The sequence below is a fragment of the Weizmannia acidilactici genome, from assembly GCF_008974225.1.
Lineage (GTDB): Bacteria > Bacillota > Bacilli > Bacillales > Bacillaceae_C > Weizmannia > Weizmannia acidilactici.
The window spans coordinates 1-24066 of the sequence record NZ_BKZR01000047.1; the positions used below are offsets into that span (position 1 = coordinate 1).

19 protein-coding genes, 9 tRNA genes, 1 rRNA gene and 1 pseudogene are annotated in these 24066 nt (G+C 42.7%); 8 read left to right on the top strand and 22 right to left on the bottom strand.

From position 1 onward, the window contains the following. Positions 1-179: 179 nt before the first annotated feature. Positions 180-1157 carry a LacI family DNA-binding transcriptional regulator gene (locus tag GBH70_RS14095; protein ID WP_151681639.1) on the bottom strand — a complete coding sequence of 326 codons (978 nt, stop codon included), beginning with the start codon at positions 1155-1157 and terminating at the stop codon, positions 180-182. A 756-nt stretch (positions 1158-1913) separates the two neighbouring features. On the opposite strand from GBH70_RS14095, the gene GBH70_RS17385 reads away from it, so the two are divergent. From GBH70_RS17385 to GBH70_RS14110, 4 genes are all read left to right on the top strand, one after another. Continuing rightward, positions 1914-2033: an ATP-binding protein gene (locus GBH70_RS17385; protein WP_259370063.1), complete on the top strand. Its 120-nt coding sequence runs from the start codon at positions 1914-1916 to the stop codon at positions 2031-2033. A gap of 147 nt (positions 2034-2180) precedes the next feature. Continuing rightward, positions 2181-2522 carry a metal-sensitive transcriptional regulator gene (locus tag GBH70_RS14100; RefSeq protein ID WP_151681640.1) on the top strand — a complete coding sequence of 114 codons (342 nt, stop codon included), beginning with the start codon at positions 2181-2183 and terminating at the stop codon, positions 2520-2522. A gap of 14 nt (positions 2523-2536) precedes the next feature. Continuing rightward, on the top strand, positions 2537-2743 hold the full coding sequence (gene copZ / locus GBH70_RS14105) for a copper chaperone CopZ (protein ID WP_151681641.1): 207 nt from the start codon (positions 2537-2539) through the stop codon (positions 2741-2743). 94 nt (positions 2744-2837) lie between these two features. Then, positions 2838-5270, top strand: a complete 2433-nt coding sequence (locus GBH70_RS14110) for a heavy metal translocating P-type ATPase (RefSeq protein ID WP_151681642.1) — start codon at positions 2838-2840, stop codon at positions 5268-5270. 368 nt (positions 5271-5638) lie between these two features. Here GBH70_RS14110 and GBH70_RS14115 read toward each other — a convergent pair whose 3' ends face one another. Together GBH70_RS14115 and GBH70_RS14120 are read right to left on the bottom strand one after the other, a co-directional pair. Next, entirely contained in the window at positions 5639-6364 is a 726-nt protein-coding gene (locus tag GBH70_RS14115; RefSeq protein ID WP_151681643.1) for a M48 family metallopeptidase, read from the bottom strand. Positions 6365-6376: 12 nt separating this feature from the next. Further along, on the bottom strand, positions 6377-7669 hold the full coding sequence (locus tag GBH70_RS14120) for a type I restriction enzyme subunit R domain-containing protein (protein ID WP_253693937.1): 1293 nt from the start codon (positions 7667-7669) through the stop codon (positions 6377-6379). Positions 7670-7755: 86 nt separating this feature from the next. Here GBH70_RS14120 and GBH70_RS17020 point away from each other — a divergent pair, with 86 nt between their 5' ends. Further along, complete coding sequence (locus tag GBH70_RS17020) at positions 7756-7914, top strand: hypothetical protein (protein WP_216643890.1); 159 nt, start codon at positions 7756-7758, stop codon at positions 7912-7914. Between the two features lie 573 nt (positions 7915-8487). Next, positions 8488-9076: pseudogene (locus GBH70_RS14125) on the top strand (aminotransferase-like domain-containing protein); the annotation flags it as partial. A gap of 329 nt (positions 9077-9405) precedes the next feature. Here the strand turns inward: GBH70_RS14125 and GBH70_RS14130 are convergent. Together GBH70_RS14130 and GBH70_RS14135 are read right to left on the bottom strand one after the other, a co-directional pair. Further along, complete coding sequence (locus tag GBH70_RS14130; protein WP_151681644.1) at positions 9406-9939, bottom strand: GNAT family N-acetyltransferase; 534 nt, start codon at positions 9937-9939, stop codon at positions 9406-9408. 188 nt (positions 9940-10127) lie between these two features. Next, complete coding sequence (locus GBH70_RS14135; RefSeq protein WP_151681645.1) at positions 10128-11117, bottom strand: S66 family peptidase; 990 nt, start codon at positions 11115-11117, stop codon at positions 10128-10130. 920 nt (positions 11118-12037) lie between these two features. Here GBH70_RS14135 and GBH70_RS14140 point away from each other — a divergent pair. After that, a complete protein-coding gene (locus GBH70_RS14140) occupies positions 12038-12340 on the top strand; it encodes a helix-turn-helix domain-containing protein (RefSeq protein WP_253693940.1) in 303 nt (100 codons plus the stop codon). A gap of 1908 nt (positions 12341-14248) precedes the next feature. Here the strand turns inward: GBH70_RS14140 and glmS are convergent. The 6 genes from glmS to sigW all read right to left on the bottom strand — a co-directional run bounded on the left by glmS (position 14249) and on the right by sigW (position 21285). Then, complete coding sequence (gene glmS / locus GBH70_RS14145; protein WP_151681655.1) at positions 14249-16051, bottom strand: glutamine--fructose-6-phosphate transaminase (isomerizing); 1803 nt, start codon at positions 16049-16051, stop codon at positions 14249-14251. A gap of 446 nt (positions 16052-16497) precedes the next feature. Further along, positions 16498-17850: a phosphoglucosamine mutase gene (glmM, locus tag GBH70_RS14155; protein WP_151681647.1), complete on the bottom strand. Its 1353-nt coding sequence runs from the start codon at positions 17848-17850 to the stop codon at positions 16498-16500. A 28-nt stretch (positions 17851-17878) separates the two neighbouring features. Then, entirely contained in the window at positions 17879-19123 is a 1245-nt protein-coding gene (locus GBH70_RS14160; protein ID WP_151681648.1) for a CdaR family protein, read from the bottom strand. Next, on the bottom strand, positions 19116-19943 hold the full coding sequence (gene cdaA / locus GBH70_RS14165; protein WP_151681649.1) for a diadenylate cyclase CdaA: 828 nt from the start codon (positions 19941-19943) through the stop codon (positions 19116-19118). Before cdaA ends, GBH70_RS14160 begins: the two co-directional genes overlap by 8 nt. A 151-nt stretch (positions 19944-20094) precedes the next feature. Continuing rightward, on the bottom strand, positions 20095-20709 hold the full coding sequence (locus GBH70_RS14170; protein WP_151681650.1) for a zf-HC2 domain-containing protein: 615 nt from the start codon (positions 20707-20709) through the stop codon (positions 20095-20097). Between the two features lie 12 nt (positions 20710-20721). Beyond that, on the bottom strand, positions 20722-21285 hold the full coding sequence (sigW, locus tag GBH70_RS14175; protein ID WP_151681651.1) for an RNA polymerase sigma factor SigW: 564 nt from the start codon (positions 21283-21285) through the stop codon (positions 20722-20724). Positions 21286-21454: 169 nt separating this feature from the next. On the opposite strand from sigW, the gene GBH70_RS14180 reads away from it, so the two are divergent. Next, positions 21455-21622 (top strand): aspartyl-phosphate phosphatase Spo0E family protein, encoded by a 168-nt coding sequence (locus GBH70_RS14180; RefSeq protein WP_253693943.1) that lies wholly within the window; start codon positions 21455-21457, stop codon positions 21620-21622. 44 nt (positions 21623-21666) lie between these two features. On the opposite strand, the gene rocF is transcribed toward GBH70_RS14180, so the two are convergent. From rocF to rrf, 11 genes are all read right to left on the bottom strand, one after another. Further along, positions 21667-22566: an arginase gene (gene rocF / locus GBH70_RS14185; RefSeq protein ID WP_151681653.1), complete on the bottom strand. Its 900-nt coding sequence runs from the start codon at positions 22564-22566 to the stop codon at positions 21667-21669. 405 nt (positions 22567-22971) lie between these two features. Continuing rightward, positions 22972-23043: transfer RNA gene (locus GBH70_RS14190), tRNA-Gly, on the bottom strand. 40 nt (positions 23044-23083) lie between these two features. Next, a tRNA-Lys gene (locus tag GBH70_RS14195) sits at positions 23084-23156 on the bottom strand. Between the two features lie 56 nt (positions 23157-23212). Further along, positions 23213-23287 (bottom strand) — tRNA-Gln (locus GBH70_RS14200). 63 nt (positions 23288-23350) lie between these two features. After that, positions 23351-23435, bottom strand: a tRNA-Tyr gene (locus tag GBH70_RS14205). 8 nt (positions 23436-23443) lie between these two features. Next, positions 23444-23519: transfer RNA gene (locus GBH70_RS14210), tRNA-Thr, on the bottom strand. Between the two features lie 7 nt (positions 23520-23526). Next, a tRNA-Val gene (locus tag GBH70_RS14215) sits at positions 23527-23599 on the bottom strand. A gap of 11 nt (positions 23600-23610) precedes the next feature. Then, a tRNA-Glu gene (locus tag GBH70_RS14220) sits at positions 23611-23685 on the bottom strand. 13 nt (positions 23686-23698) lie between these two features. After that, positions 23699-23774: transfer RNA gene (locus GBH70_RS14225), tRNA-Thr, on the bottom strand. A 5-nt stretch (positions 23775-23779) separates the two neighbouring features. Then, positions 23780-23854 (bottom strand) — tRNA-Asn (locus GBH70_RS14230). Positions 23855-23861: 7 nt separating this feature from the next. Further along, positions 23862-23977: ribosomal RNA gene (gene rrf / locus GBH70_RS14235) — 5S ribosomal RNA — on the bottom strand. Positions 23978-24066 lie beyond the last annotated feature (89 nt).

Sequence of the window (24066 nt, forward strand, 5' to 3'; positions counted from 1 at the left end):
TAATTAAAGCAGCTTAGCTCTAAATTAGCCGGGGTAACCGCAGTGGTGACAAGGGGTTTGCACGATTTTCGTACTTTCAAGTTTTAGTATATGATTTTACCGGATCAGCGCAACCGGTTTCACACAATATCCATAAACCGGTTGCAAGATTGGAATCTGCTGCATGTAAAACACTGCCGTTAACTGATTTCAAATGGCAGAATGATTTTACGCGGTGGCTCTTCGCCCCCCTTATTTTCCTTATCTGTAAAAAGCAGCTCGACAGCTGCAGAACCGAGATTTTCCGGAAATAAATTGATCGAATGAAACTGATGATTTGCCAATTGTAAAATAAAAGAATGATTAAAGCTTACAGCCGGTATGCTTTTGCCAGGATGGGCGCACTGCCAATGATGGTAAAATTCAAAACCGATCATGTCATCAGTCGCCATGATACTATCAATTTCCGGATGCTGCCGGATAAACTCCACCGTTATGCCGTCATTGTTTTCCTTTTGAAGGCGGTAAATCAGTGGGGAAACGCCACGTCTTAAAATGGCTGCCTGAAAGCCTTCCCGCCTGCTGCGCTCATAAGGCCATTCATGGGAAGATTCGACAAAAACCGGGTGTTTCGCCCCTAAATGCCCAAGCAAGTATTCTGTTCCAGCAATACCAGCTTGATAATTATTATTGTCTACATAAAAATCATTTTTATCTTCAACCGGCTCGCCGATAATGACAAAGCGCAATGCCTTTTTTCGCAAGTATTCTGTTACCGGATCGCCTGCATAGGAATACAGTAAGATAAATCGCTTTACTTTCGCCTGTTCAACCATAGATTTCACGTTCTCAAAAACTTGTTCTGTGTGATCACCAATCGCAACTGACAGAACGTAGTGGCGAGGGGCCAGCTGTTTGTTGATGCCCCGTAAAATATCAATATAGAAAGGATTCCCCTGTACATTGTTTTCAGCTGCCGGAAATACAACCCCTACGACGTTTGCCTCACCAAGCGTTAAATTTTTGGCATTATAGTTCGGCATATAACCTTCCGCGGCTGCGATGGCTTGGATGCGCTGTCTTGTCTTTACGCTGATGCGCGGATTATTATTCAAAGCCCGTGAAGCAGTCGAAACGGAGACATTTGCTTTTTTCGCAATATCCCGAATGGTTGTCATCTAAATCACCTTTCTTCAGGAAAAATAACTGAATAATCGGATCGATGCAGAGCTCTTAGATAGATTTATTTTAAGCAATTATTCATAGAAATCATAGACTGAATACATGATTTTTAAATTATTTATTCATAGGGTAAGCAATGTCAGCCGACGCACAATTGACATCCAGGATCAGTTTCCCTTTGTTCTGCTTTTCTGCAGTAGAACCGGATTCACTGTGACTTTCCAAACCGGGGTTAGAAGGATGGTTTCCTTCATCATCATGATTGTCATGATCGCCATCTCCCCCCTCTATACGGTTTGTTTCATCTCAGGATTTCTGCACAGAAAAAACACACTTTTGTTTTATCTTATTTATATATTGAAGGAACTCAAGGAGGGAAGCATGATGAACTGCTGTGGCGGAGGTAATCATAATCACTCAGATCATAAAGAGAATGCACATTCGAATAATGGGGGTGCCGGTTCACAGATCTTAAGTGTTTTGATGGCACTTGTCATTGTCGCCAGTATCTTTTACTGGATCAATTAAAGCATTTCTTATGTAAAAAGGGCCGGACACATTCTGGCCCCTTTATTTACCTTCTTACAACTCAAACAAGCTTACACTGCAGCAAATTGCCCCACTCCCCTTCTTACGTCATGAAGCAATGGATGCCGTACCATTAATGGAATAAGCCTGAAACGATTCAACCACTCCTCATAACCCCCCAATAAAGCTCCAAAAAATGGGGAAAATGATGAGGAGATCCGGTAATTACAACGACCCTATTGGACAGAATAATCCATAGAGCTGAAATTATTCACGGAAATGGTGACAATTATCGGATGAAGTACAGAACTTCTACTTTGCATAAAAAATGGCATAAAAAATGATTGATTGAAAACTGTAACATTTTACTTGACGCTTACAGAAACAAAGATAGCCGTACTTTTTCCAAAAACCGGTGAAAAATTTGAACACCATTCCTTGACATAGTATAGGTGGGTATGGTATATTGAGGGCGTGAAGGAGGCGGTGAGATGGAGGAATTGAAGATGGATTCCGAGAATGATGCTTCCGTTTGCCCTGCTCATACAAGTGAACGGAAAAGCCATCATTCTGAACAAGTCAAAAAGAACCTCATAAGCCGTTTAAACCGGATTGAAGGGCAGGTAAGAGGCGTAAAAGGCCTCATTGAAAAAGATACGTATTGCGATGATGTCATTACCCAAATTTCTGCCATCCAATCAGCTCTGAACAGTGTATCCAAAATCCTTCTTGAAGGCCACTTAAAAAATTGCGTGGTGGAACGGATCCAAGAAGGAGATATGGATGTTTTAGATGAGTTTTTAGTTACAATTCAAAAAACGATGAAAAAATAAAGGAGAGATCTTGAATGGAAAAAGTAACTTTAGACGTACAAGGAATGTCTTGTGAACACTGTGTGAGAGCCATCAAAGGCAGTGTCGGTGAATTAGCAGGAGTCAGCAAAGTAGATGTCCATTTATCCGAAGGAAAAGTTGACGTGGAATTCAATCCAAACGAAGTAACGCTTGAAAAAGTAAAAGAAACCATTGAAGATCAAGGTTATGAAGTAGCTTAATTTCATAGGAATGGAGCTGTGCTGAAAGGCACGCTCTCTTTTTTCAAAAAAATATACCTGTATAGGGTATAGGATATTGATAGGAGGGAATCATATGGCCGCAGAATTACAAGCAAAGCAGGCAAAAAATGCGGAAAAGAATATCACTTTTGGCATTACTGGCATGACATGTGCGGCATGCGCCAATCGGATTGAAAAAAACCTGTCCAAGGTAGAAGGCGTCAAAAAGGTAAATGTCAATCTGGCTACAGAAAAAGCTGCGATCCAATATGACCCGAAACAAGCCTCGATTGAAAGCATAATTGAAAAAGTGAAAAAAACAGGCTACGGTGTACAGGAAGAAAAAGCAAAGTTTGATATTATTGGCATGACATGCGCAGCCTGTGCCACAAGGGTTGAAAAGGGTTTAAATAAAGTGGATGGTGTCATCAAAGCGTCCGTTAATTTGGCAATGGAAACAGCAAATGTAGAATACATTCCCGGGCAAGTAAGTGTTGATCAGATGATCGCGGCTGTGAAGAAGGCCGGTTATGATGCAAAATTAAAAGGAGAGTGGAATGAAGACTACGAAAAAAATGCGCGTGAAAAAGCCTATAAAATACAGCGGAATAAATTTTTGATTGGAGCCATCATTTCCATTCCTTTCCTAATCCAAATGGTATCTGACCTTGTCATGCATTATGGCGGAGGATTTTCTTTTCACATGAATCCCTGGATTCAACTCATACTGGCAACGATCGTCCAATTTTTTGCAGGCGGCCATTATTACCGTGATGCTTATCATGCAGTGCGGGGCGGAAGCGCAAATATGGCGGTTCTCGTTGTACTCGGCACTTCTACTGCTTATTTATACAGTTTGATTATCACAGTACTTGGAACCGGACATGAATTGTATTTCGAAGCCTCTGTGATTGTCATCACCTTAATCATACTTGGAAAACTGCTGGAAACAAGGGCAAAAGGCCAGACATCGGACGCGATCAAAAAATTGATGGGCCTTCAAGCCAAAACAGCCCATGTCATCCGTAACGGACAGGAAGCAGATATTCCGATTGAAGAGGTTGTAGAAGGAGATATATTATTTGTGCGTGCCGGCGAAAAAATCCCGGTTGATGGCGTGATCCTTGAAGGAAGCTCCTCCGTTGATGAATCGATGCTTACAGGTGAGAGCATGCCGGTCAGCAAAAAACAGGGGGACCAAGTCATAGGTGCAACCTTGAATAAAAACGGTTCCTTTACCTTCAAAGCTACAAAAGTCGGGAAAGATACAGCCCTTGCGCAAATCGTCAAATTGGTGGAAGAAGCCCAAGGATCAAAAGCACCAATCCAGCACTTGGCGGATAAAATTTCCGGGATCTTTGTGCCGATTGTTATTTTGATTGCCCTTGCGACTTTCACAGTAACCTTTTTTGTAGCAGGGTTTACCCCGGCCTTAATCAGCATGGTTGCCGTATTGGTCATCGCTTGCCCATGTGCATTGGGTTTAGCGACACCGACCGCGGTCATGGTTGGTACCGGTAAAGGAGCAGAAAACGGCGTTTTAATCAAAGGTGCTGGACATCTTCAAAATGCCCAGCGTATCACAACCGTTGTCCTGGACAAAACAGGAACGATTACAAAAGGGCAGCCGGAAGTAACAGATATCATTTCGTTTGGCAACCTAAAAGAAGAGGAACTGCTGCAGATCGCAGCAACAGCAGAAAAAGGCTCTGAACATCCATTAGGTGAAGCGATTGTAAAAGGTGCGAAAGAAAAAGGCTTGGCTTTGAAAGAAGCCATTCACTTTCAAGCTGTACCAGGACACGGTATTCAGGTTGAGGTAGACGGCCGGCATGTGATGATCGGGAATAAGAAAATGATGCTGGATCACCAAATTGATATCCAAAATGCAGCAAGCAAAATGGAAAAACTGGAAAGCGAAGGGAAGACCGCGATGTATATCGCAATCGGCCAAACGCTTGAAGGGATTATTGCAGTGGCGGATACTGTAAAAGAAACATCTGCCGAAGCCATCCGGCAGTTGAAAAAAATGCATATTGAAGTGGTCATGATTACAGGGGACAACCGTCGTACAGCGGAAGCCATTGCGAAACAAGTCGGCGTTGACAGGGTATTGGCAGAAGTATTGCCGGAAGATAAATCCAAAGAAGTGGAAAAACTGAAGAAAGACGGAAAAACTGTGGCAATGGTTGGGGACGGCATTAATGATGCGCCTGCCCTTGCAGCTGCAGACGTCGGTATTGCGATCGGAACAGGGACTGACGTTGCGATGGAAGCTGCAGATATTACCCTGATGAGTGGAGATCTTATCGGCATTGTCAATACGATTCGCTTATCAAAAGCTACGATGCGGAAAATACACCAAAACTTATTCTGGGCATTCGCTTATAATGTCGTATTAATTCCGGTTGCAGCGATTGGCTTGTTGAACCCGATTTTAGCAGGCGGCGCCATGGCCTTCAGCTCTGTATCTGTTGTCGGTAATACACTGTTCTTAAGAAAATGGAAACCTGTTCAAGCACATTAAGAGCAGTATAGAAACCTGTTCAAGCACATTAAGAGCAGTATAGAAACCTGTTCAAGCACATTAAGAGCAGTATAGAAACCTGTGGATGATTATAATGGATAATCATCCACAATTTTTTCTTCTTTATGCAAAGAAAACGTGAACTTTTATTTTATAAATACCTGTACTTTCTTAATTTGGGTTAATCTACCAATTGAAAAACAACATTTTGAAGCATTAAATCACCCTTTATACCTTGAAATACTTAAAACTATTTCTATATGTAACTGGCACTTTTTTTGTTTTAATAAAGGCAGTTCTACAATCAAATTAAAGTGAAACTGCCTTCTGTTGATATATCTGGTTGGTTTATTCTGAGTAGTTCACTTTTACAAGTCCTTTACGACTTCCTCATCCAGTATTGCCTTCCTCTTCTCCCAATCCGGCATCAGTGAAAAGAGCATTTGATAAAAATTGTCGCTATGGTCGTTGTATTTAAAATGAATAAGTTCATGCAGAACGACATAGTCAATACAGTATTTTGGTGCTTTAATGAGTTCAGAATTCAAAAGGACCATGTTTTTCTCCGTTAAAGCCGATCCCCAACGTGCTTTCATTAACCGAACATCAATACTTGGCTTCTCAACTCCGTACTTTTGTACCAATGGATACATCTTTTCAAGGGATTCATTAAATGTTAGTTGGGCTTTTTCTCGGTACCACTCATCCAGCAATTTTGCTTTTCGGCTTCGGTTTTCAGTATCCTTTACATACATGTAGATGAAGCCCCGAAAGTATTTCACGGTTTCTTCTTCCGTTGTCTTTTGCACCCGCAAGCGGTATTGCTTCCCCAAATATTTAAAGGTTTCTCCGCTGACATATTCCCTCTCACTCTGTTTTAAAGGCTGGACTTCTTTAAAATGCCCTACATTTTTTAGAATCCACGAGCCTTTTGATTTTACAAAGTCCGTAATAAATTCCAGCGGTACTCTGTCATTCGCCGTCACTTCAATCGTCATGTCCGGTTTGACGTGGAGATTTACGTTTTTCACCTTTTTCCGCTTTATGACGAAATCAATGGCTCTATTGGCGTATTCAATCTGATGTTTTTCCATGCTGCACCTGCCCTAGTAACGCCTTAAAGCGACGGTTTTAATTTGCTCAATGATTCTATCAATCGTATCAAAGTCGATATCCAAGCCGTACTTTTCCTTAAAATCAAAAAGGAGATCATCTAATTCCTGAGCAATTCTGTTGTGGATTTCCAGATTATCATGCCAATCCACTTTTTGGTGTTCCCTTATTATTTCATCCATTTGATAAGCCAGTTCACCGATCGAATTTGCATCGTAGCTTGCTGCTTCATCGGTTACTTCATTCAGGATGTCCTTTGTTACTCCATAAAAGGCCTGGGCATTGCGGTTTTCCCGGATGACATCCGGATAGCGTTCCGTCGATTGCCCGCTTTGATAATCCTTCATAATGTCTTTCATCCGATTCAAATACTCCGCCTCGGAAATGCGTTTGTCACGATATTCCTGAATAGCTTCTTCGATCCGTTCGGAAAACTTTTTATAATAGGCTGGATTTTCATCCCACTTCGTTTGAAGACTTTTTGTTAAACGAGTCCGGATGGCATCCGCTTTCGCTCGCTTGGAACCGAGCCGTTCGATTTCTTCTTCAAACGCCTTGGCATTGAGTATGTCAACGGGATTGGTGATCCGAATGACTTCTTCCGCCGCAATATAATTGTCCATGAGTTTCTGCATTTTGGCTTCATATTCTTTATGGTCAATGGTATCCGAATAACGCAGCTTCACGCTTTTCCGCAAATCCTGGAAAAACTTAAAGTCCGTTTTGTATGTTTGCAATTCCTCCGGAGGCAGGGTGTTGTAAATTTTCTCCGACTCCAAAGCAATGCCAAGATTTCTGCCAAAATGGCTTAAAACCCCATAAAAGTTTTCTCGGCGTTCTTCATCTTCCAGCCACACTTCATACGCTTCTCTGTCATTTTTATTCTTAATCGGTGCAAAGATTTGCAGTAAATCGGAATGATGCTGCCGTAATGATCCGATGATACTAATGACGTCGTAGATGGCCCCTTTTAAATCTTCCGGATCAAAGTTTTCCAGCCCCGCCCCGGAATACATTTGCATCGCCTGATCGAGTTTTTCCAACAGGCCACGATAATCAATGATGAGCCCATAGTCTTTCCCTTCATAAAGACGGTTGACCCGGGCGATCGCCTGCAAAAGCGTATGCTCTTTCAACGGCTTGTCGACGTAAAGCACGGTGGCCCGAGGAGCATCAAAGCCCGTCAACAATTTATCAACGACAATCAACAGATCCAACTCATCCCCGTTCACAAATTCATCTTTGATGGCATCTTCATATTTTTCCGCTGTACCGTAGCGATTCATCATTCGTTTCCAGAAACGCTGAAATTAAAGGTCCATTTTTGCTTCAAAGCTTTGGACACCTCGTATCATACCAAGGAGGCTCTTTTTTGTGCAAACCTCAAATTTCCTTCATTACAGGAATGCTTCTTTTTTCCTTCATATACCAACTTAATATCAGCCGGAACCAACTCTTTTACTATGAAGAAGAAGAAAGAAACAGCTACACCACAGTAGATACTGACTTTTTAGCAGAGGGAAAGACTTAAAAACAGATAAACGCCAACTTTTTTACATGGATGTTTCTGCTTACCTTAAATATCCAAAAGTTGACGGTATAAGTTGTCCATGCTTTGCTGGGTAAATTGTCCACTAATGTGATTTAATAAACGAGCTGTTCATTATGGTGAAAATACATAGTTTTGCAGAACGGTTTTTCCGTAGCAACTTTATATGGAGTGGCGGGCATGATAACCAATTTTGGTGAAGCCAATCCTAGAAGGTTCTGGCTTCCTGGCTAGAGAAGCATGCCCGCAGATGCTCCATGTCAAGTTGCTTATATACACTTTAGCAATGCAAAACTATGTATTTTCCCGTACTATTTTAAGAACGGTCCACATAGTGCAAAGTCGAAAATCGTTGTCCAATTCGAACTCTAAAATACTCCCATTTGGACAACCTTAGCATCAATGCTAATTTTAGGGTGAAAATTATTAAAAGCTGGACATTTTATCAAATCAAAAAATCATTTGAAATCGCAGGATGCCAGTGATTGGACACCTTCACCGTCAAAACACGGCATTTTGCACCGTCAACTTTTGGACAATATAGCTTAGTAGTAACAGTTACCTATTATTGAAGATGATGTTTACGGTGATTTATGGTTTGATGAAAAACCGCCTCCTTGAAAGCTAATGATGACCAAGGTCTGGTTCTCTATATTGGTAGCATGTCTAAAACTCTTGGGCCCGGTCTCCGAATTGGCTGGATTGTCGGACCGGAACCTGTCATTGATCGACTGGCAGATATTAAAATGCAGACTGACTACGGTTCCAGTTCCTTATCACAGTACGTAGTCGCAGAGTGCCTGTCCAGTGGGTTTTATGACGTGTACATAAGAGAAATCAGGATGGAATTAAAATTGCGTAGGGATTGTACGCTTGAACTCCTAAATAAACATTTTAAAGAAATCGCCACTTGGAATTTACCTGCAGGCGGCTTTTATATATGGCTTACGCTTAAAAAGCAAGTATCTATGCAAAAATTGTTTCAATCTGCCCTCCGTGAAGGAATTTTATTGAACCTCGGGAACATTTATGACAGCATTGACCATTCCCATATTCGTCTGTCAGATTCATATTCTACATTTTATCAATTGGAAAAAGGACTGAAAAATTGTCAGAGATCATAGGGAGTATGGATCAAGTTTAGATTAAACTAATGAACCGATAACCAATTCCTACTACTTGCTGGATAAGCGATTGAAGAAAAGTGAGCAAAAGAAAAACTGACCCCATTTTGAATCCATTCTGAGTTTATATTGAAATTAACCGGAACTAAATGTGATCCGGATGACTCAATTCTTCTACAGAATTAGCTCAATTCCCTGCCGAGCTATTACCGGCTATTTAGAAGGGGGACTGAAATCGTTAGGTAGATAACTGAATGTATCTCACATAGAAAAAGACTTTGGGCTAATCCAAGTCTTTTTCCTTATATTTTCTTTTTATCGAAGTTAATGTTGATAAAAACAAGAGTTATCATTTCACTTCAGTAGAAAGCAAACTGTAAGAATACGAATCATAAAAGTTGCCATTTACATAAGTCCAATGGCGTAAAATACCCTCTCTTATGAAGTTGAACTTCTCCAACAATTTCCATGAAGGAATGTTTTCCAAGAATACATATGCCGAAACTCTTTCTAAGTTCCACTCTCTAAAGACTTCTTCCAAAAATAGTTCTAACATTTCAGATGCTAAGCCTTTTCTCTGATATTCAGGTGACACAATATAATCAATTTCTGCCCGTCTATTCCTTGCATTATATCTTTTCAAAGTGATGATCCCAACAAAGTCTTCTTTATCTTTTAAATAAGCTGCATATCTAACTCCGGTTCCTTCTTCTTTCATATGTATATTTTGTTTTATAACTTCTAATACTTCCTGTTTACTTTTTGCAGGCGTTCTTCCAAAGAATTTCATCACTTCCTGGTCTGAATATAACCTGAATAAGCCATCCAGGTCTTTTCCTGAAATATTTTTTAAAATTATTCGATTGCTTGATATTAAGGACAATATTTTTCCCTCCAACTTAAATTAAATCTTTTTTGAATTTTACCATATTTTTCTCCTTAAAACTTTTATTTAGACTTAAAAAGCCGGATACATGTTGGATGCAGCTTGATTGTGTGTATCTTGCTATTGAGTTGGGCTGACAGTAATCCAGATATAGGCATGTTCTTCTGCTGAAGCAGAGCAAAGAACTATATCCAATCTTCTATACACCAAATCGTTTTCATTTTAGTATCTATCCGGACTTTTTTGCCGATTGCAATAGGGTGCATGGGATGTGTATGACACATATCAACTTCAGCCAATATTGGAATGTTTTTTCCATCCAGTTGTTCCAGTAAAAGGTCAATTGGTCTTCTCCCTGTCCCTAAATCATCAAAACGCTCATATTTTCCAAGTATAATCGCCGCAATTTTTTCAAAAATACCATGCAGTTTCAACATCGCAAAATTCTTTTCCACGATCGAGGCATTTTTCATACTATCCTCGATTAATAAAATATCGCCTTTATGAATTGTTGGAAAGTATTCAGTCCCAATGAAGCCATACATTGCGTTATTATTGCCGCCCACTAACCGTCCTTCTGCAATTCCGTCATTAAACCCAAGCCATTCATTTGAATAAAAGGTTTTTTCTCGTGTTTTTTCTAACCAGTTAACAGGTTCATCCGACCAAAACTCAGCCATTGGGATTTTATATGGTAATTCCTGTTCTTCACAAAAATAAGATTCAAAAAATTGGTATGTCATATTGACTAAAGGTTCAAATTCCCCAAAGGAAGGTACTAACGCTGGTCCATAATATGTAGGTATACCTGTCTTCGCATACAAAGCCAGTAAGATTGCTGTAGCATCAGAATAACCAACAACGAGTTTGGGATTTGTGCGGAACGCTTCGTAGTCAATATAAGGAAGTAGACTATTTGAATTGGTTCCGCCAATCATTGACATAATCATTTTGATTGAGGGATCTCGTAACAATTCATTTAATTCTTCAGCTCTTGCTTTAGGTGTTCCTGAACGATAACCTTCAATCTGATTTGTTAAACTCCCCTCCACTATTTGAAAGCCTTTTGACTCAAGAAATGCTTTTCCACGCTCATATCTAACTTTTGCTGTAACGGAAGCTGGAGAAGATGGTGTAAAAATACCAATCTTATCGCCTTTTTGCAGTTTCCTCATAACGTTTTTTCCTTTCAATATCTCTAATGCCACATCTAATTCATTTAGTATAAATATAATTATACAAGACTTTCCATTCAAAATGTTCTTTATTCATCTTCATTTTTCGCTACGAAGTCTCCTGTAAATGGTTTAATCAAACGTTTGGTTGAAAAAGCGACCAGTATGCTTTCCAACTTGCATTGCTGCTGTTGTTGAAAGTTTCTCTACCCCTCCCCATTTTCAATTTCTTAGAATTACGGTCTCAGCTACAAGAAATCAACTAAGTCACAGTTTTAGATCTTCCTCTTCTTTTTTCTTCTTTCTCTCTTTTTCTCTTTTTCTTTCCTCTACTATATTCAACTGCTAAAAAGTCGGTTCCCGCCCAAATCCCCCCTCACCCCCACTCCCCCAAGGCTCCAATCCCATTTCTATGCCTCAAGGCAATGTTAAAAAGTGGTTCCTAAAACACCTGATTTTTTACCAGAAATTAGGAGGCTATGTTGTACGGAATAGTCTGGAAATGTTAAAAAGTTCTTCCTTGAACGGAACAGAAAAAAGACGGGAAACAATGTCGGAGAAAAAGAAAAAAGATTGGGAAAATCCTTTGGATTTTTAAACAGGGGACATAGATGAAGAAAGATTGAAGAACGCTTGAACCCTTGCCGGAAAAGGGCTTGAGGCAGATTGGGCAAAAGAAAAACTGGACCCGAATTGGATCCAGCTTGAGTTTGATTGCCCGTGAATTGGGACTAAAAGTGACCCGGAAATAGCCATTTTCTCCCGCTGAATTGGCCGGATTCCCTACCGGTTGGGTACCGACTTTTTAGCATGGAAACCATTTATTTTGGCAGGAAAATATCTCATTAGATCCCCATTTCCCATTGATTAATCCGTTGTTTTATTCAATAAGTTCATGCGATAATCAAGATAAAACCAACTTGAAAGGCGATGATGATGTGCAAAGTGATGGCAGAAATGAACCAAAGGTCAATTATAATACTGAGTTTATTGATTTACAGACAGTTGCCGACTATTATGATATAGATGGTGAAACCGTAAAAAACTGGATAAGGGAAAATCAGATTTCCGGAAAACAACTGAAATCAGGCGAATACTTAGTATCAAAAGAAGAATTTGAATACCTTAAAAAGAAAAGGGATCAAGATGATACACAAAAAGACATTCATGAACTATTAGGTGATGATTATTCTGATGATTGGGAAGTGGAATTCGAAGAATAAAATATCGCTGAAAATGCAATATTTTTATATTCCCACCTACACACTTTCCGCTTTCAATACTCACTTTTTTTACAACGGAAACCACCTTTTTAGCACTTGAGAAGAAGTTGATAGCAACGTTTTTGAAACATACCGAACTAAGAAAAACTCTAACCCTTTTCAAACCATACAAAAGGAAGCGGACTATTTCTCTTTCCAAAAGAGTCAATCACTCAATAAAATCAACCTGGTCGAGCTTCGTCAAAATACAGCTCCAAAAGGTACATGTTACCATTACTGCAAATCTAAAACTTGGCCCAAACGGTTCAACAAATTCAAAGGCACCTCAAAAACGGGTGCCTTTCCCTATCCTACTTTACATGTTCCCGGTACATGGAGCGATTTTTCCCGTAGACGAGCCGCAACCTTATCTAACTCATAACTATATACAGGGTTATGTTTCGGTCATCCTGATTTTTGTAATATTCACCCCCCCCTTCATGATCTCCACAAATCATTATTCTAATATTATGGAATTGACTTTAGACAAAACGGTAATTACTTTTACCGCTCTTTCCTGCAATTTTCTCATCATTTTTGCCTGAGTTTTTATTTCCTTTTTGACAAAAGTCAAAACTGGAGCAAGTCATCCGCTCATTCTTACAGTTTAATATTCGTATTATGATTCGTTATATATACATTAAGGAAGACTCAAACAAGGCATATTGGAAAAGTTTAAATAGATACGATGAACAGCCCCTTGCTAGAATAAATGTAGCTATGTGCCTGATTTTCTTACTCTTTATCGGAATTTCTTCTACTTCAACTTTGCTTTTCATTTTTTCTCTTTGTTATCAATGTAGGGAGGGAACAATAGGAAATCCTTTGAAAAGATCATATAGAATTTGTCGATGTTGCTATCGTCGCTTAGGGAAGAAGTTAATAACAGTAGGGCACCTTCTTTTTTCCCTCATGTACCAACATATTATCAGCCGCAACCAACTCCTTTACTGTAAGGAAGAACAAATTATCAGCTATCCACCAGTAGATTCCGACTTTTTTTACAGAAGGAGCAACTTATTTACAGTAGGTACATACTTTTTTACATGAGAACCAACTAAATAACAGAGACAAAAAAATGAAATCCTAGAGGAATGTTTTTAAGGTAAAGGGTAAAGATTTTCTACTAAGAACCCTGCTGATTTATTCTATGTGGAAACAACATTATTAGCTTTAAGAAAGCAAAACCCTCTCTTGAAATGGATGGACAAAATTTTGATTGAAACATGTTTGGAATGGGATTGATCATTACTTAATCATGATTAATTATCACTAACTTATAAAAATTGAAGTTTCGGTATTTAGCTGTTATTTACTTGGAATTTTCCCTCCTCACTCCCTCACCCCCCTCAAACCCTTGCGGCTCTAAGCTCCACGCCCTCTTTTTTCCTTCTTTCTTCTGTTATTAAGTTCTTCCCTCAAAGGCCCATCTTTCCTCCAATATCCCCTCTTTTTTCCGCTCTGGCTTGTATCGAATATTCTGCAAATGTAAAAAAATTCGTACCGAACAGAGAAAAGAATCAAGAGAAAATAATGGAAAAAATGATTAAAAACTATTGAAAGAGACATGGAATCATATTGAATTTGATATTGTGAAGATACCAACTGGAACAGTGTTGGACACCCCGTAAACCCACTATTGACAAGGGATTGAGGAATTATTGGACAAAACAAAAAGACTGGACCACTATTGGATCCAGCCTGAATTGGTATTGATTTAACGATTGAATAAATAATTGTCTGCCCGTTCTTTTCTCCCCACGCTCTTTTCTCTAATGTACCGACTATTTAACAGCAGGTACCAACTTTTTAGCATGGGTACGGACTTTTTAGCAGGGAGATAAAACTTGGCTTTCCCCAGGCCTTTTTTTATTCAACTGTAACCGATTTGGCTAAATTCCTCGGTTTATCGACGTCGCAGCCGCGGTGCAGGGCCGCATAATAAGCAAGCAGCTGCAACGGTATAACAGAGATAAGAGGTGTTAACAGTTCGTGTACTTTCGGAATGATGAAACGGTCGCCTTCCTCGTTCAAGCCTTTCATGGAAATGATGCAAGGGTTGGCGCCACGGGCAATGACTTCTTTCACATTACCGCGGATGCTCCAGTTGACATCTTTTTGCGTTGCGAGGGCGACAACCGGTGTACCTTCCTCAATCAGCGCAATCGTGCCATGCTTCAGCTCGCCCCCTGCAAATCCTTCCGCTTGAATATAAGAGATTTCTTTGAGCTTCAACGCGCCTTCAAGGCAGACAAAATAATCGAGCGAACGACCGATGAAGAAGCAGTTACGCGTCACGGTCAAATAATCATATGCCATTTGTTCGACTTCTTCTTTTGACCCGCACAGCACTTCCATCGCATTTGCAACAAGGCCAAGCTCATGGACGAGGTTAAAATCTTCGCTGTAGCCGCGCGATTTCGCTGCCACATCGGCAAGGATCGCCAGGACAGCAATCTGGGCGGTATACGCCTTTGTCGATGCCACCGCAATTTCAGGTCCGGCATGAAGCAGCAAAGTATAGTCCGCTTCACGGGACAAAGTTGATCCTGGTACATTGGTTATTGTCAGCGCCTTGTAGCCCATTTCTTTGACTTTCACAAGCACAGCGCGGCTGTCAGCTGTTTCGCCGCTTTGCGAAATGAAAATAAACAGCGGTTTTTCCGAAAGCAACGGCATATTATATACAAATTCGCTCGATACATGGACTTCAACCGGGATTTTTGCGAGTTTTTCAATCAGCTGCTTCCCGACAAGGCCGGCATGATAACTTGTACCGCAGGCAATGATATAATGCCGGTCCGCCTGCGTTACGGCATCAATAATTTGGCTGTAGATGGAAAGCCTGCCATCAATATCCTGATACGCCTGGATAATTTTCCGCATCACAAGCGGCTGCTCATCGATTTCTTTCAGCATATAATGCGGATATGTGCCTTTTTCAATGTCACTTGCATCGATTTCCGGTTTGTACGGCTTGCGGCTGACTATTTCACCTGCCAAATTTTGGATGGTGACATGCTCGCGGGTGAGCATGACCATTTCTTCGTCCATTAGCTCAATAAACTGGTCTGTCACTTGCAGCATAGCCATTGCATCGCTCGCAACCACGTTAAAGCCGTCTCCGACCCCGACAAGGAGCGGGCTTTTCTTTTTCGCCGCATAAATGGTGTTTCCGTCCTGTTCATCCAAGAGGGCAAGGGCATAAGAACCTTTCAAAAGCAGCAGCGTTTTCCGGAAAGCTTCCGCCGTCGGAAGGCCGTCCTGCACAAATTTTTCCACCAATTGCACGATGATTTCGGTGTCCGTATCGCTCTTTAAAGCCACATCCGGGAGATACTCTTTTTGCAGCAATGTATAGTTTTCAATCACACCGTTGTGCACAAGGGTAAAACGTCCGGATGCGCTTTGGTGCGGATGGGCATTTGCCCTGCTTGGCGCGCCGTGGGTTGCCCAGCGCGTATGGCCGATGCCGGTTGTAGCCGAAACATTCGGGTCGACTATATGGCGGAGGTCTTCAATCCGCCCTTTTTCTTTGAAAACATGTACGCCCGCTTCGTTCCGGAGTGCGATCCCCGCCGAATCATAACCTCTATATTCAAGTTTTTCCAAGCCTTTTAATAAAATTTCTTTCGCATCATTTGTTCCGATATAACCAACAATACCACACATTTGTTCTTCCTCCTTGGACCACAAGGGGGCAAGAACCACCGGGAGCAGTCCTGCCCCCTTATCTCTTAAAATGTCTGAAATTCTGTTTTTCTTGCACGTTAAAAATCAAACATGATCCGTTTTCTCTTCCACATACTTTTCCTTTTGTCCACCGGGTCACCCCGGTGATTTGTGGAAAAGCATACGGCTGTGTGGCAACCGGGAGGTATCCGCCGAAAACTTCGATACTCCTCCTCCTCGTCAACTAAATCCATTTCCGTCCCGGATTTAGTTCTGGCGCTTTATAGAAAATCTTTCCACTATCCTCCTTCCCTGCAAAATGAAGAGAAAACAACACCATTATCATAGCCTATTCCTGCTCTCTTCGTCAACATATTTTACAACTTACAACATAAAATATGCATAAGAGGGTTGCTGCGTTCCCCCCTTATGCATCAGGAAAACCATTATTCTTTCAGGCCCATTTCGGCTTCAACGACAGAAGCAATGCGGGAAACATATTTTTCACAGTCTTCTGCCGACGGCGCTTCCGCCATCACACGGACAAGCGGTTCGGTGCCTGACGGGCGGACAAGGATGCGGCCGTTTCCTGCCATTTCCTTTTCCACTTCTTCAATGACCGCCTTGATTTTTTCGTTTTCTTCGACGTGATGTTTATCGGTTACCTTCACGTTCACCAGTTTTTGCGGATATTTTTTCATCTCCGACGCCAATTCGGAAAGCGGCTTGTTCGTGATCTTCATGATATTGATCAGCTGCAGACCGGTCAGTAAGCCGTCGCCGGTCGTGTTATGGTCAAGGAAAATAATATGGCCAGACTGCTCGCCGCCCAGGTTATAGCCGTTTGCTTTCATTTCTTCCACAACATAACGGTCGCCCACCGCCGTTTGGACGCTGTTGATCCCCAGCGCTTCCAAGCCCTTATGGAAACCGAGATTGCTCATCACCGTTGAGACAACCGTATTTTTCTTTAAAAACCCTTCGTTTTTTAAATATTTGGCGCAAATGTACATAATCTGGTCGCCATCAACGATCTGGCCTTTTTCATCGACCGCAATCAGACGGTCGCCGTCGCCGTCAAACGCAAGCCCGACATGCGCGCCTTTTTCTTTTACGAATGTGGCAAGGGATTCCGGATGCGTAGAACCGACCCCGTCGTTAATATTCAGGCCGTTCGGGGACGCGGCCATCGTGGAAACATCCGCATCTAGATCAGCAAAAAGATAAGTGGCAAGCGAAGAAGTGGATCCGTTGGCACAATCGAGCGCTACGTGAATGCCCGTGAATTCTTCATCAACCGTCTGCTTTAGGAACTGCAAATATTTCTGGCTGCCTTCAAAGTAGTCGCTCACAATGCCGAGATCTTTCCCGACCGGGCGCGGCAGGTCATCCGTTTCGTGATTGAGCAGTTCCTCAATTTCCGCTTCCTCGTCATCGGACAGCTTAAAACCATCCGGGCCGAAAAACTTGATACCGTTGTCTTCCACCGGGTTGTGCGATGCCGAAATCATGACGCCGGCCTGTGCCCCCAGTGCTTTTGTTAAATAAGCAACACCGGGTGTTGTGATGACGCCAAGCCGCATTGCTTCCGCACCGATCGAGAGAAGCCCTGCAACAAGCGCCCCCTCAAGCATTTGCCCTGAAATGCGGGTATCCCGCCCAATCAAAACTTTCGGGCGTTCATTTGCATGTTTTGTCAAAACATATCCGCCATAGCGGCCCAGTTTAAAAGCAAGTTCCGGCGTAAGTTCAGTATTTGCAACGCCTCTAACTCCATCTGTTCCAAAATATTTACCCATCAGGTTTCGCTCCTTCTTTTCCGGATAGTCATTCTGTCTTTTGTGCTGTTTCAGTTATACGTATTTTGGCCTTATCGCTGGACAACTTCCATGTCACGTTTTTCGGCCCCGACACAATATAATTGACTTCATGGTTCCCTTCCTGTAAACCGGATAAATTGACCGATACTTTAAAGTCAGTGGCCGAAATGTTGTCCAGATCACTTTTCGTGCCTTCCGCAACGATATCAATCGTTCCGCTCTTCGGGGAAAGGAATTCCATTTCATAACCGCCGTCAAGCCCTTTTTCCTTGATCGGAATATCCGTCAGTTTTTTCTCATCCATTTTTGGTTCCACTTTGATCGTGGCGGTGACCATTTCCGGATCGACTTTGTTGATTCCGTCCGGCAGGGAAATCGGCACATCTATTTTTGCATCTTTCGTAATTTTGCTGATGTCGATATTGACAGGCAGCGTCTCTATACCGGAAAGCCGGGCGCTTGTGCCGTAAATGGTGATTTTTTTCGGGTTGGTCGTAATGCTTTTCACTGTGACATTATCATTCTCGGTGCCGATCGGGTTCACGGAAATCGGCACGGTCTTGCTCGGATTCGTGACGTTCACCGTGACATCCACCTTGCTTGGATTAACGGTGACATCCAATTTATTTAAATTCTTGTCCAAAACATTAATATTTGCTTCCTTCGTAAAACTTTCCGTAATCGGTCTGCTGTTTTCAACAGTCGCTTTGACGTAACTGATTTTTTCCACAACATCCTTCGCCCCGGTGATTTTCACCGTTCTCGGGTTGACAATCGGTGCGGATGCTTCGTATCCGGTTGCCAGCAAGTCTTTATCGTACTCCGCTTCCACATTGAAAACTTTGGATACTTTTTCCTGCACCATGACGTATGCATAAGTGCGGCTCAGTTTATATTTTAGTTTGTCCGAAAGGTTTTTCACTTTCAGCTTGGCTCTTTGCCTGCCGATCTGCGCATTGCTCAAATCCATATAAACGGTAAAATCCCTTGCTGCTTTTACCTGCTGGACAATGACTTTCGGGCCGGTCACCGTCACATCAACGGTTTTAGGGGCCCCCGATACGACAAGGTTTTTATTGTCGTAAATGAGCTGGACAGGGACATTTTGGATGGTGCCGCTGCTGTTTTTCGTCGCGGCGCCGATAATTTTATTACTGCCGTCGTTTTCCACCGCCACTGAAATATAGAGCAGAATTGCCAGGATAAGGGCCAAAATCCTCATAAACCAACGATTATCCATTAGTTTATCCATGTTTTCTTACCCTCCAGTTCCATTTCGACAAGGAAGGTTCCTTTGTTCTTTGGACATGTTTCAATTCAACTTCCAACATTTCCTGTAATTGTTCCAGGCTCAAATCCCTGTGGAGCTCACCGTTTTTTGTTACCGTAATCCCGCCTGTCTCCTCAGATACGACAACTGTCAGGCAGTCCGTCACTTCGCTGATCCCGACTGCCGCCCGGTGCCTTGTCCCGAGTTCCTTCGAAATAAAGGGGCTTTCAGAAAGCGGCAAATAGCAGGCAGCGGCGGCAACTTTCCGCTTCTGGATAATCACGGCGCCGTCATGGAGCGGAGTATTCGGAATAAAAATATTGATCAAAAGTTCGGCAGAGACAACGGAATCAAGCGGAATGCCGGTTTCGATATAATCACTTAAGCCTGTTCCCCTTTCAATCGAGATCAGGGCGCCGATCCTGCGTTTGGCCATATAGCTGGTCGCCTTGACAATGGCTTCAATCAAATGGGCTTGTTCATCTTCTTCCTGGCTGTTTGCCCGTGAAAAGAACCTCCCCCTTCCCAGCTGCTCAAGCGCGCGCCGCAATTCCGGCTGGAAAATAATGATAATCGCCAAAAAGCCGTATGTAATGGCCTGGTCCATCATCCACGCAAGCGTCTGGAGGCCGAGCAAACTGCTGAGACTCCTGACAATGATGATGACAAAAATCCCTTTCAAAAGCTGGACCGCTTTCGTTCCGCGGATGATCATCAGCAATTTATATATCACATACCAGACGACCAGTACATCAACAATATTGGAGAGATAGTTCAAGATGGGGAAATCAGCAATATGCATGACCCTGCCTCCATTAATTCATCAAACTTCATATCCTCTGTTTTCAACTGTTCTATTATATCATTTCTTGCAGAAGAAAAGGAGTTTTTGCGTACCTCCCGCGAAAAGGAAGCGGGAACCGGTCCCCGGCCCCGCATCATTATATTTATATTCAATTCAAATGCCTCCATGCATCCTGTCCCGTATCCTTTATTTTATACCAAATCCATTCAAAAACTTCATTAATCTCTTCCACATTCCCAGTCACATCCCCGGCGGATGCCATGTACTCATTTCCCCTTATAACCGTAACATTCCCCTCAACTTTCCCTTCAATCCGGATATTCCCATTCTTTACGGTGATGTCTTCTTTAATGGTTTTTCCTTTCGGCACAATCGCCATATGCCCTTTGACAATAATGTCTTTATTTTTCGTAACGGAAAATTCGTTCGGGTTGTTCCATTCCGAAAAAATCGCACCCGCCATTAAGATTAAAAACAAGCATGTGGAGACGAGGAAAGGATGCGACTTTACCCAGCGTCTCGCCCCCACCCGTTTTTTCTCTTTCGGCAGTTTGTCCATCACGCGGCTGGCAAATCCGGGGGGGGCTTGTATATTAGGAAGGCTTTGGACATAGAAAATGCTTTTCTTTAATTCGTAAAAATGTTGTCTGCACGCCCGGCATGTTTCCAGATGGTGCTCGAGGATTTTCTTATGATCTTCCGGAATGTCTTCATCCAAGTATTCATGCATATAGAGAATCATTCTCTCAGAACATGCATCCATTTTGCTTCCTCCTTATAACTTCCCCAGCTGTTTTCTCAGTGCTTCCCGCCCGCGGTGGATTCTCGTTTTGACCGTCCCTAAAGGAATGTCCAGCATTTCGCTGATTTCATTCAATGACAGTTCTTCAATATATTTTAATACAATAATGATCCGGTACTTTTCCGGCAATTTCAAAATTTCCCTTTGGATCATTTCTTGCATTTCCAACGTTTCCACCTGCATTTCCGGCAGCTTCCCTTCAGCAGGCACGGTCGAATAAAGCGTCAGTCCTTCCGTCCCTGAGATTTCCGCATCCAAATAAAAATCCGGCTTTTTCTTGCGAATCCGGTCAATGCATAAGTTCGTGGCAATCCTGTACAGCCACGAAGAAAATTTCCGTTCCTGCTTAAAGCTCCGGATATTGACATACGCACGGATAAACGTTTCCTGCGCCAAATCCTCCGCTTCGGCGCGGCTGCCGATCATGCGGAAACAGATTTGGAAAACTTTATCTTTATATATTTCAACAATATCGTTAAACGCGTTTTGGTCGCCTTTCATAACTTGTTTTATCTTTCTGTTTACAATCGCTTCCATTTTCCCCCTCCGCCCTGTGCGGTACATTAATTTACGATCAGCCCCAAAAAAAGTTTCAAAAAAGTAATAAAATGTTCAAGTCTATTGAAGCAAAAATATGGAAAAAGTGCTTAGATCTTTAGTAAAATGGGTTATAAATACATATCAAAACTTACACGAACGGAGAGTTTTGAATGAATCAAAAAAAAGCCAGGCCTTAATGTTGGAAATCGAAGAAAAGCGCCGTGAAATGATCTATCTCGCCTCAAACGCCGCATACTGGGATGACCGGGTCTTACAGGCCAGCAGGCACTTGGACCAGCTGATCAATCAATTTAACAAGCTGAAAAAGCGATAGCCGGCCACTATCGCTTTTCACATGCATAAAAGATATCCACATTTCTATAACAGTTTTTTCCCAAACAAACTTTCCATCAGCTGGACTGCTTTTCTTGCCGTTTTATTGCGGTGGTCAAGAATCGGATTGGTTTCAACAAACTCTGCGGAAACAACCGTATCCGCTTCATGCAGTAGTTCCATGGCAAACCGGCTTTCACGGAAACTGAGTCCGCCGTATACAGGCGTGCCTACCCCGGGCGCCTCTTGCGGATCAAGCGCATCCAGATCAAGTGACAGATGGATGCCGTCCGTTTTATCCTTCAAATAGGCAATGCTTTCGCACATCACTTTTTCCATCCCGAACCGGTCAATTTCATGCATGGTATATGTTTTAATGCCCAGCTTGCGGATTAAATCCTTTTCCCCTTCATCCAAGTCCCTTTGCCCGATCAACACAATATGTTCCGGCTTGATTTTCGGAGCATAACCGTAAATGCCGGTTAAAGCTGAGTGGCCAAGGCCTAGACTTGCAGCAAGCGGCATGCCGTGGATATTGCCGGACGGGCTTGTCTCCGGAATGTTCATATCCGCATGGGCATCGAACCAAATGGCGCCCAGGTTTTTGTAATGCTTGCTGATGCCGGCAATGCTCCCGATCGCAATGCTGTGGTCCCCTCCCAGAATGAGCGGAAACGAGCGGCTTTTTACAATTTGGTCTGCCTGCCGCGCAATCTCCTCACTCGCCTTGGCGACCGCTTTCAGGTTCCTCAAGTTGGCTTCATCATCCTGTAGCTGCTCCGCCCTGCCGATCGGAATGTTTTTAATGTCGGTTACTTTACATCCGAGCATTTCCAATCTTTCTTTTACGCCGGCGTAACGGATGGCGTCCGGTCCTAAATCCACTCCTTTATGCCGCTGCCCCAAATCCATCGGAATACCCATGATGGTGATATTTTTTTCCATATGACAGCCCCCTTCTTTTATATAAGGCTGTCTTTATTGTAAAATCGTTTGCAAATTGGCTCAACTGCACAAAATTTTGTATATTTATTCGATTTTGCCAGTTTATTTTTTAGGCTATGTTCGTGAACAATGTTGATGATCGCGAAATCTGCTTCGTCCGGCACAATCCCGGGACTTAACCTGGCAGAAACCCCAGAAATGATCATCAATAAATTGAACAGAACAATTTTTTAGTAAAGATTTTACTGATGCATGTAAATTTTGCCTTGCCGGGTACTTGCCGCTTCTTGGCCGCTGTTTTCCTCTTCTGGTTCCCGGCATCCTGGTAAAATCCTCAAGGTGGCTATCCGAAAACGCACAAGCGTTCAAGCTCTTCTCGGAGCCTGGACGCTTGTGGTGAAAGAAAGCGGAAGACGGGACTCGAACCCGCGACCCACACCTTGGGAAGGTGTTGTTCTACCACTAAACTACTTCCGCATATTTATAGAATAACATAAATAATATAAAATAGAAAGAGTGAGCCATGCAGGATTCGAACCTGCGACCCTCTGATTAAAAGTCAGATGCTCTACCGACTGAGCTAATGGCTCGTAACACTTTAAACAAAAATTTATATAAAATCGGAAATACCGATTCAGTACACAGGTGGCTGGGCCAGCTGGATTCGAACCAACGCATGACGGAGTCAAAGTCCGTTGCCTTACCGCTTGGCTATGGCCCAATAGGAATAGTATAAACAATTCCTGCTAAAAAATACATTAACATGCATGTCCAAATCTTCGGATGGTGGAGGGGGACGGATTCGAACCGCCGAACCCTGAGGGAGCGGATTTACAGTCCGCCGCGTTTAGCCACTTCGCTACCCCTCCGTCAGAGATGGTGCCGGCCAGAGGACTTGAACCCCCAACCTACTGATTACAAGTCAGTTGCTCTACCAATTGAGCTAGGCCGGCATATGAATGGAGGATGACGGGATCGAACCGCCGACCCTCTGCTTGTAAGGCAGATGCTCTCCCAGCTGAGCTAATCCTCCATGTATAAAAATGGTGACCCGTACGGGATTCGAACCCGTGTTACCGCCGTGAAAGGGCGGTGTCTTAACCGCTTGACCAACGGGCCAAAAAAAGAAATATGGAGCTTCCAATCGGGCTCGAACCGATGACCTCTTCCTTACCATGGAAGTGCTCTACCTGCTGAGCTATGGAAGCATTTATGGCTCCGCAGGTAGGATTCGAACCTACGACCGATCGGTTAACAGCCGATTGCTCTACCACTGAGCTACTGCGGAATATCTGGCCCGGCAACGTCCTACTCTCGCAGGGGGAATCCCCCAACTACCATCGGCGCTGGGAAGCTTAACTTCCGTGTTCGGGATGGGAACGGGTGTGGCCTTCCCGCCTTCATCACCGGACCTTAATGACAAAAATTATTCTACCAAAAATAATTTTTGTTTTCAATAGGAAATTTTTATTTATTCCCTCAAAACCGGATGGGAGAGAA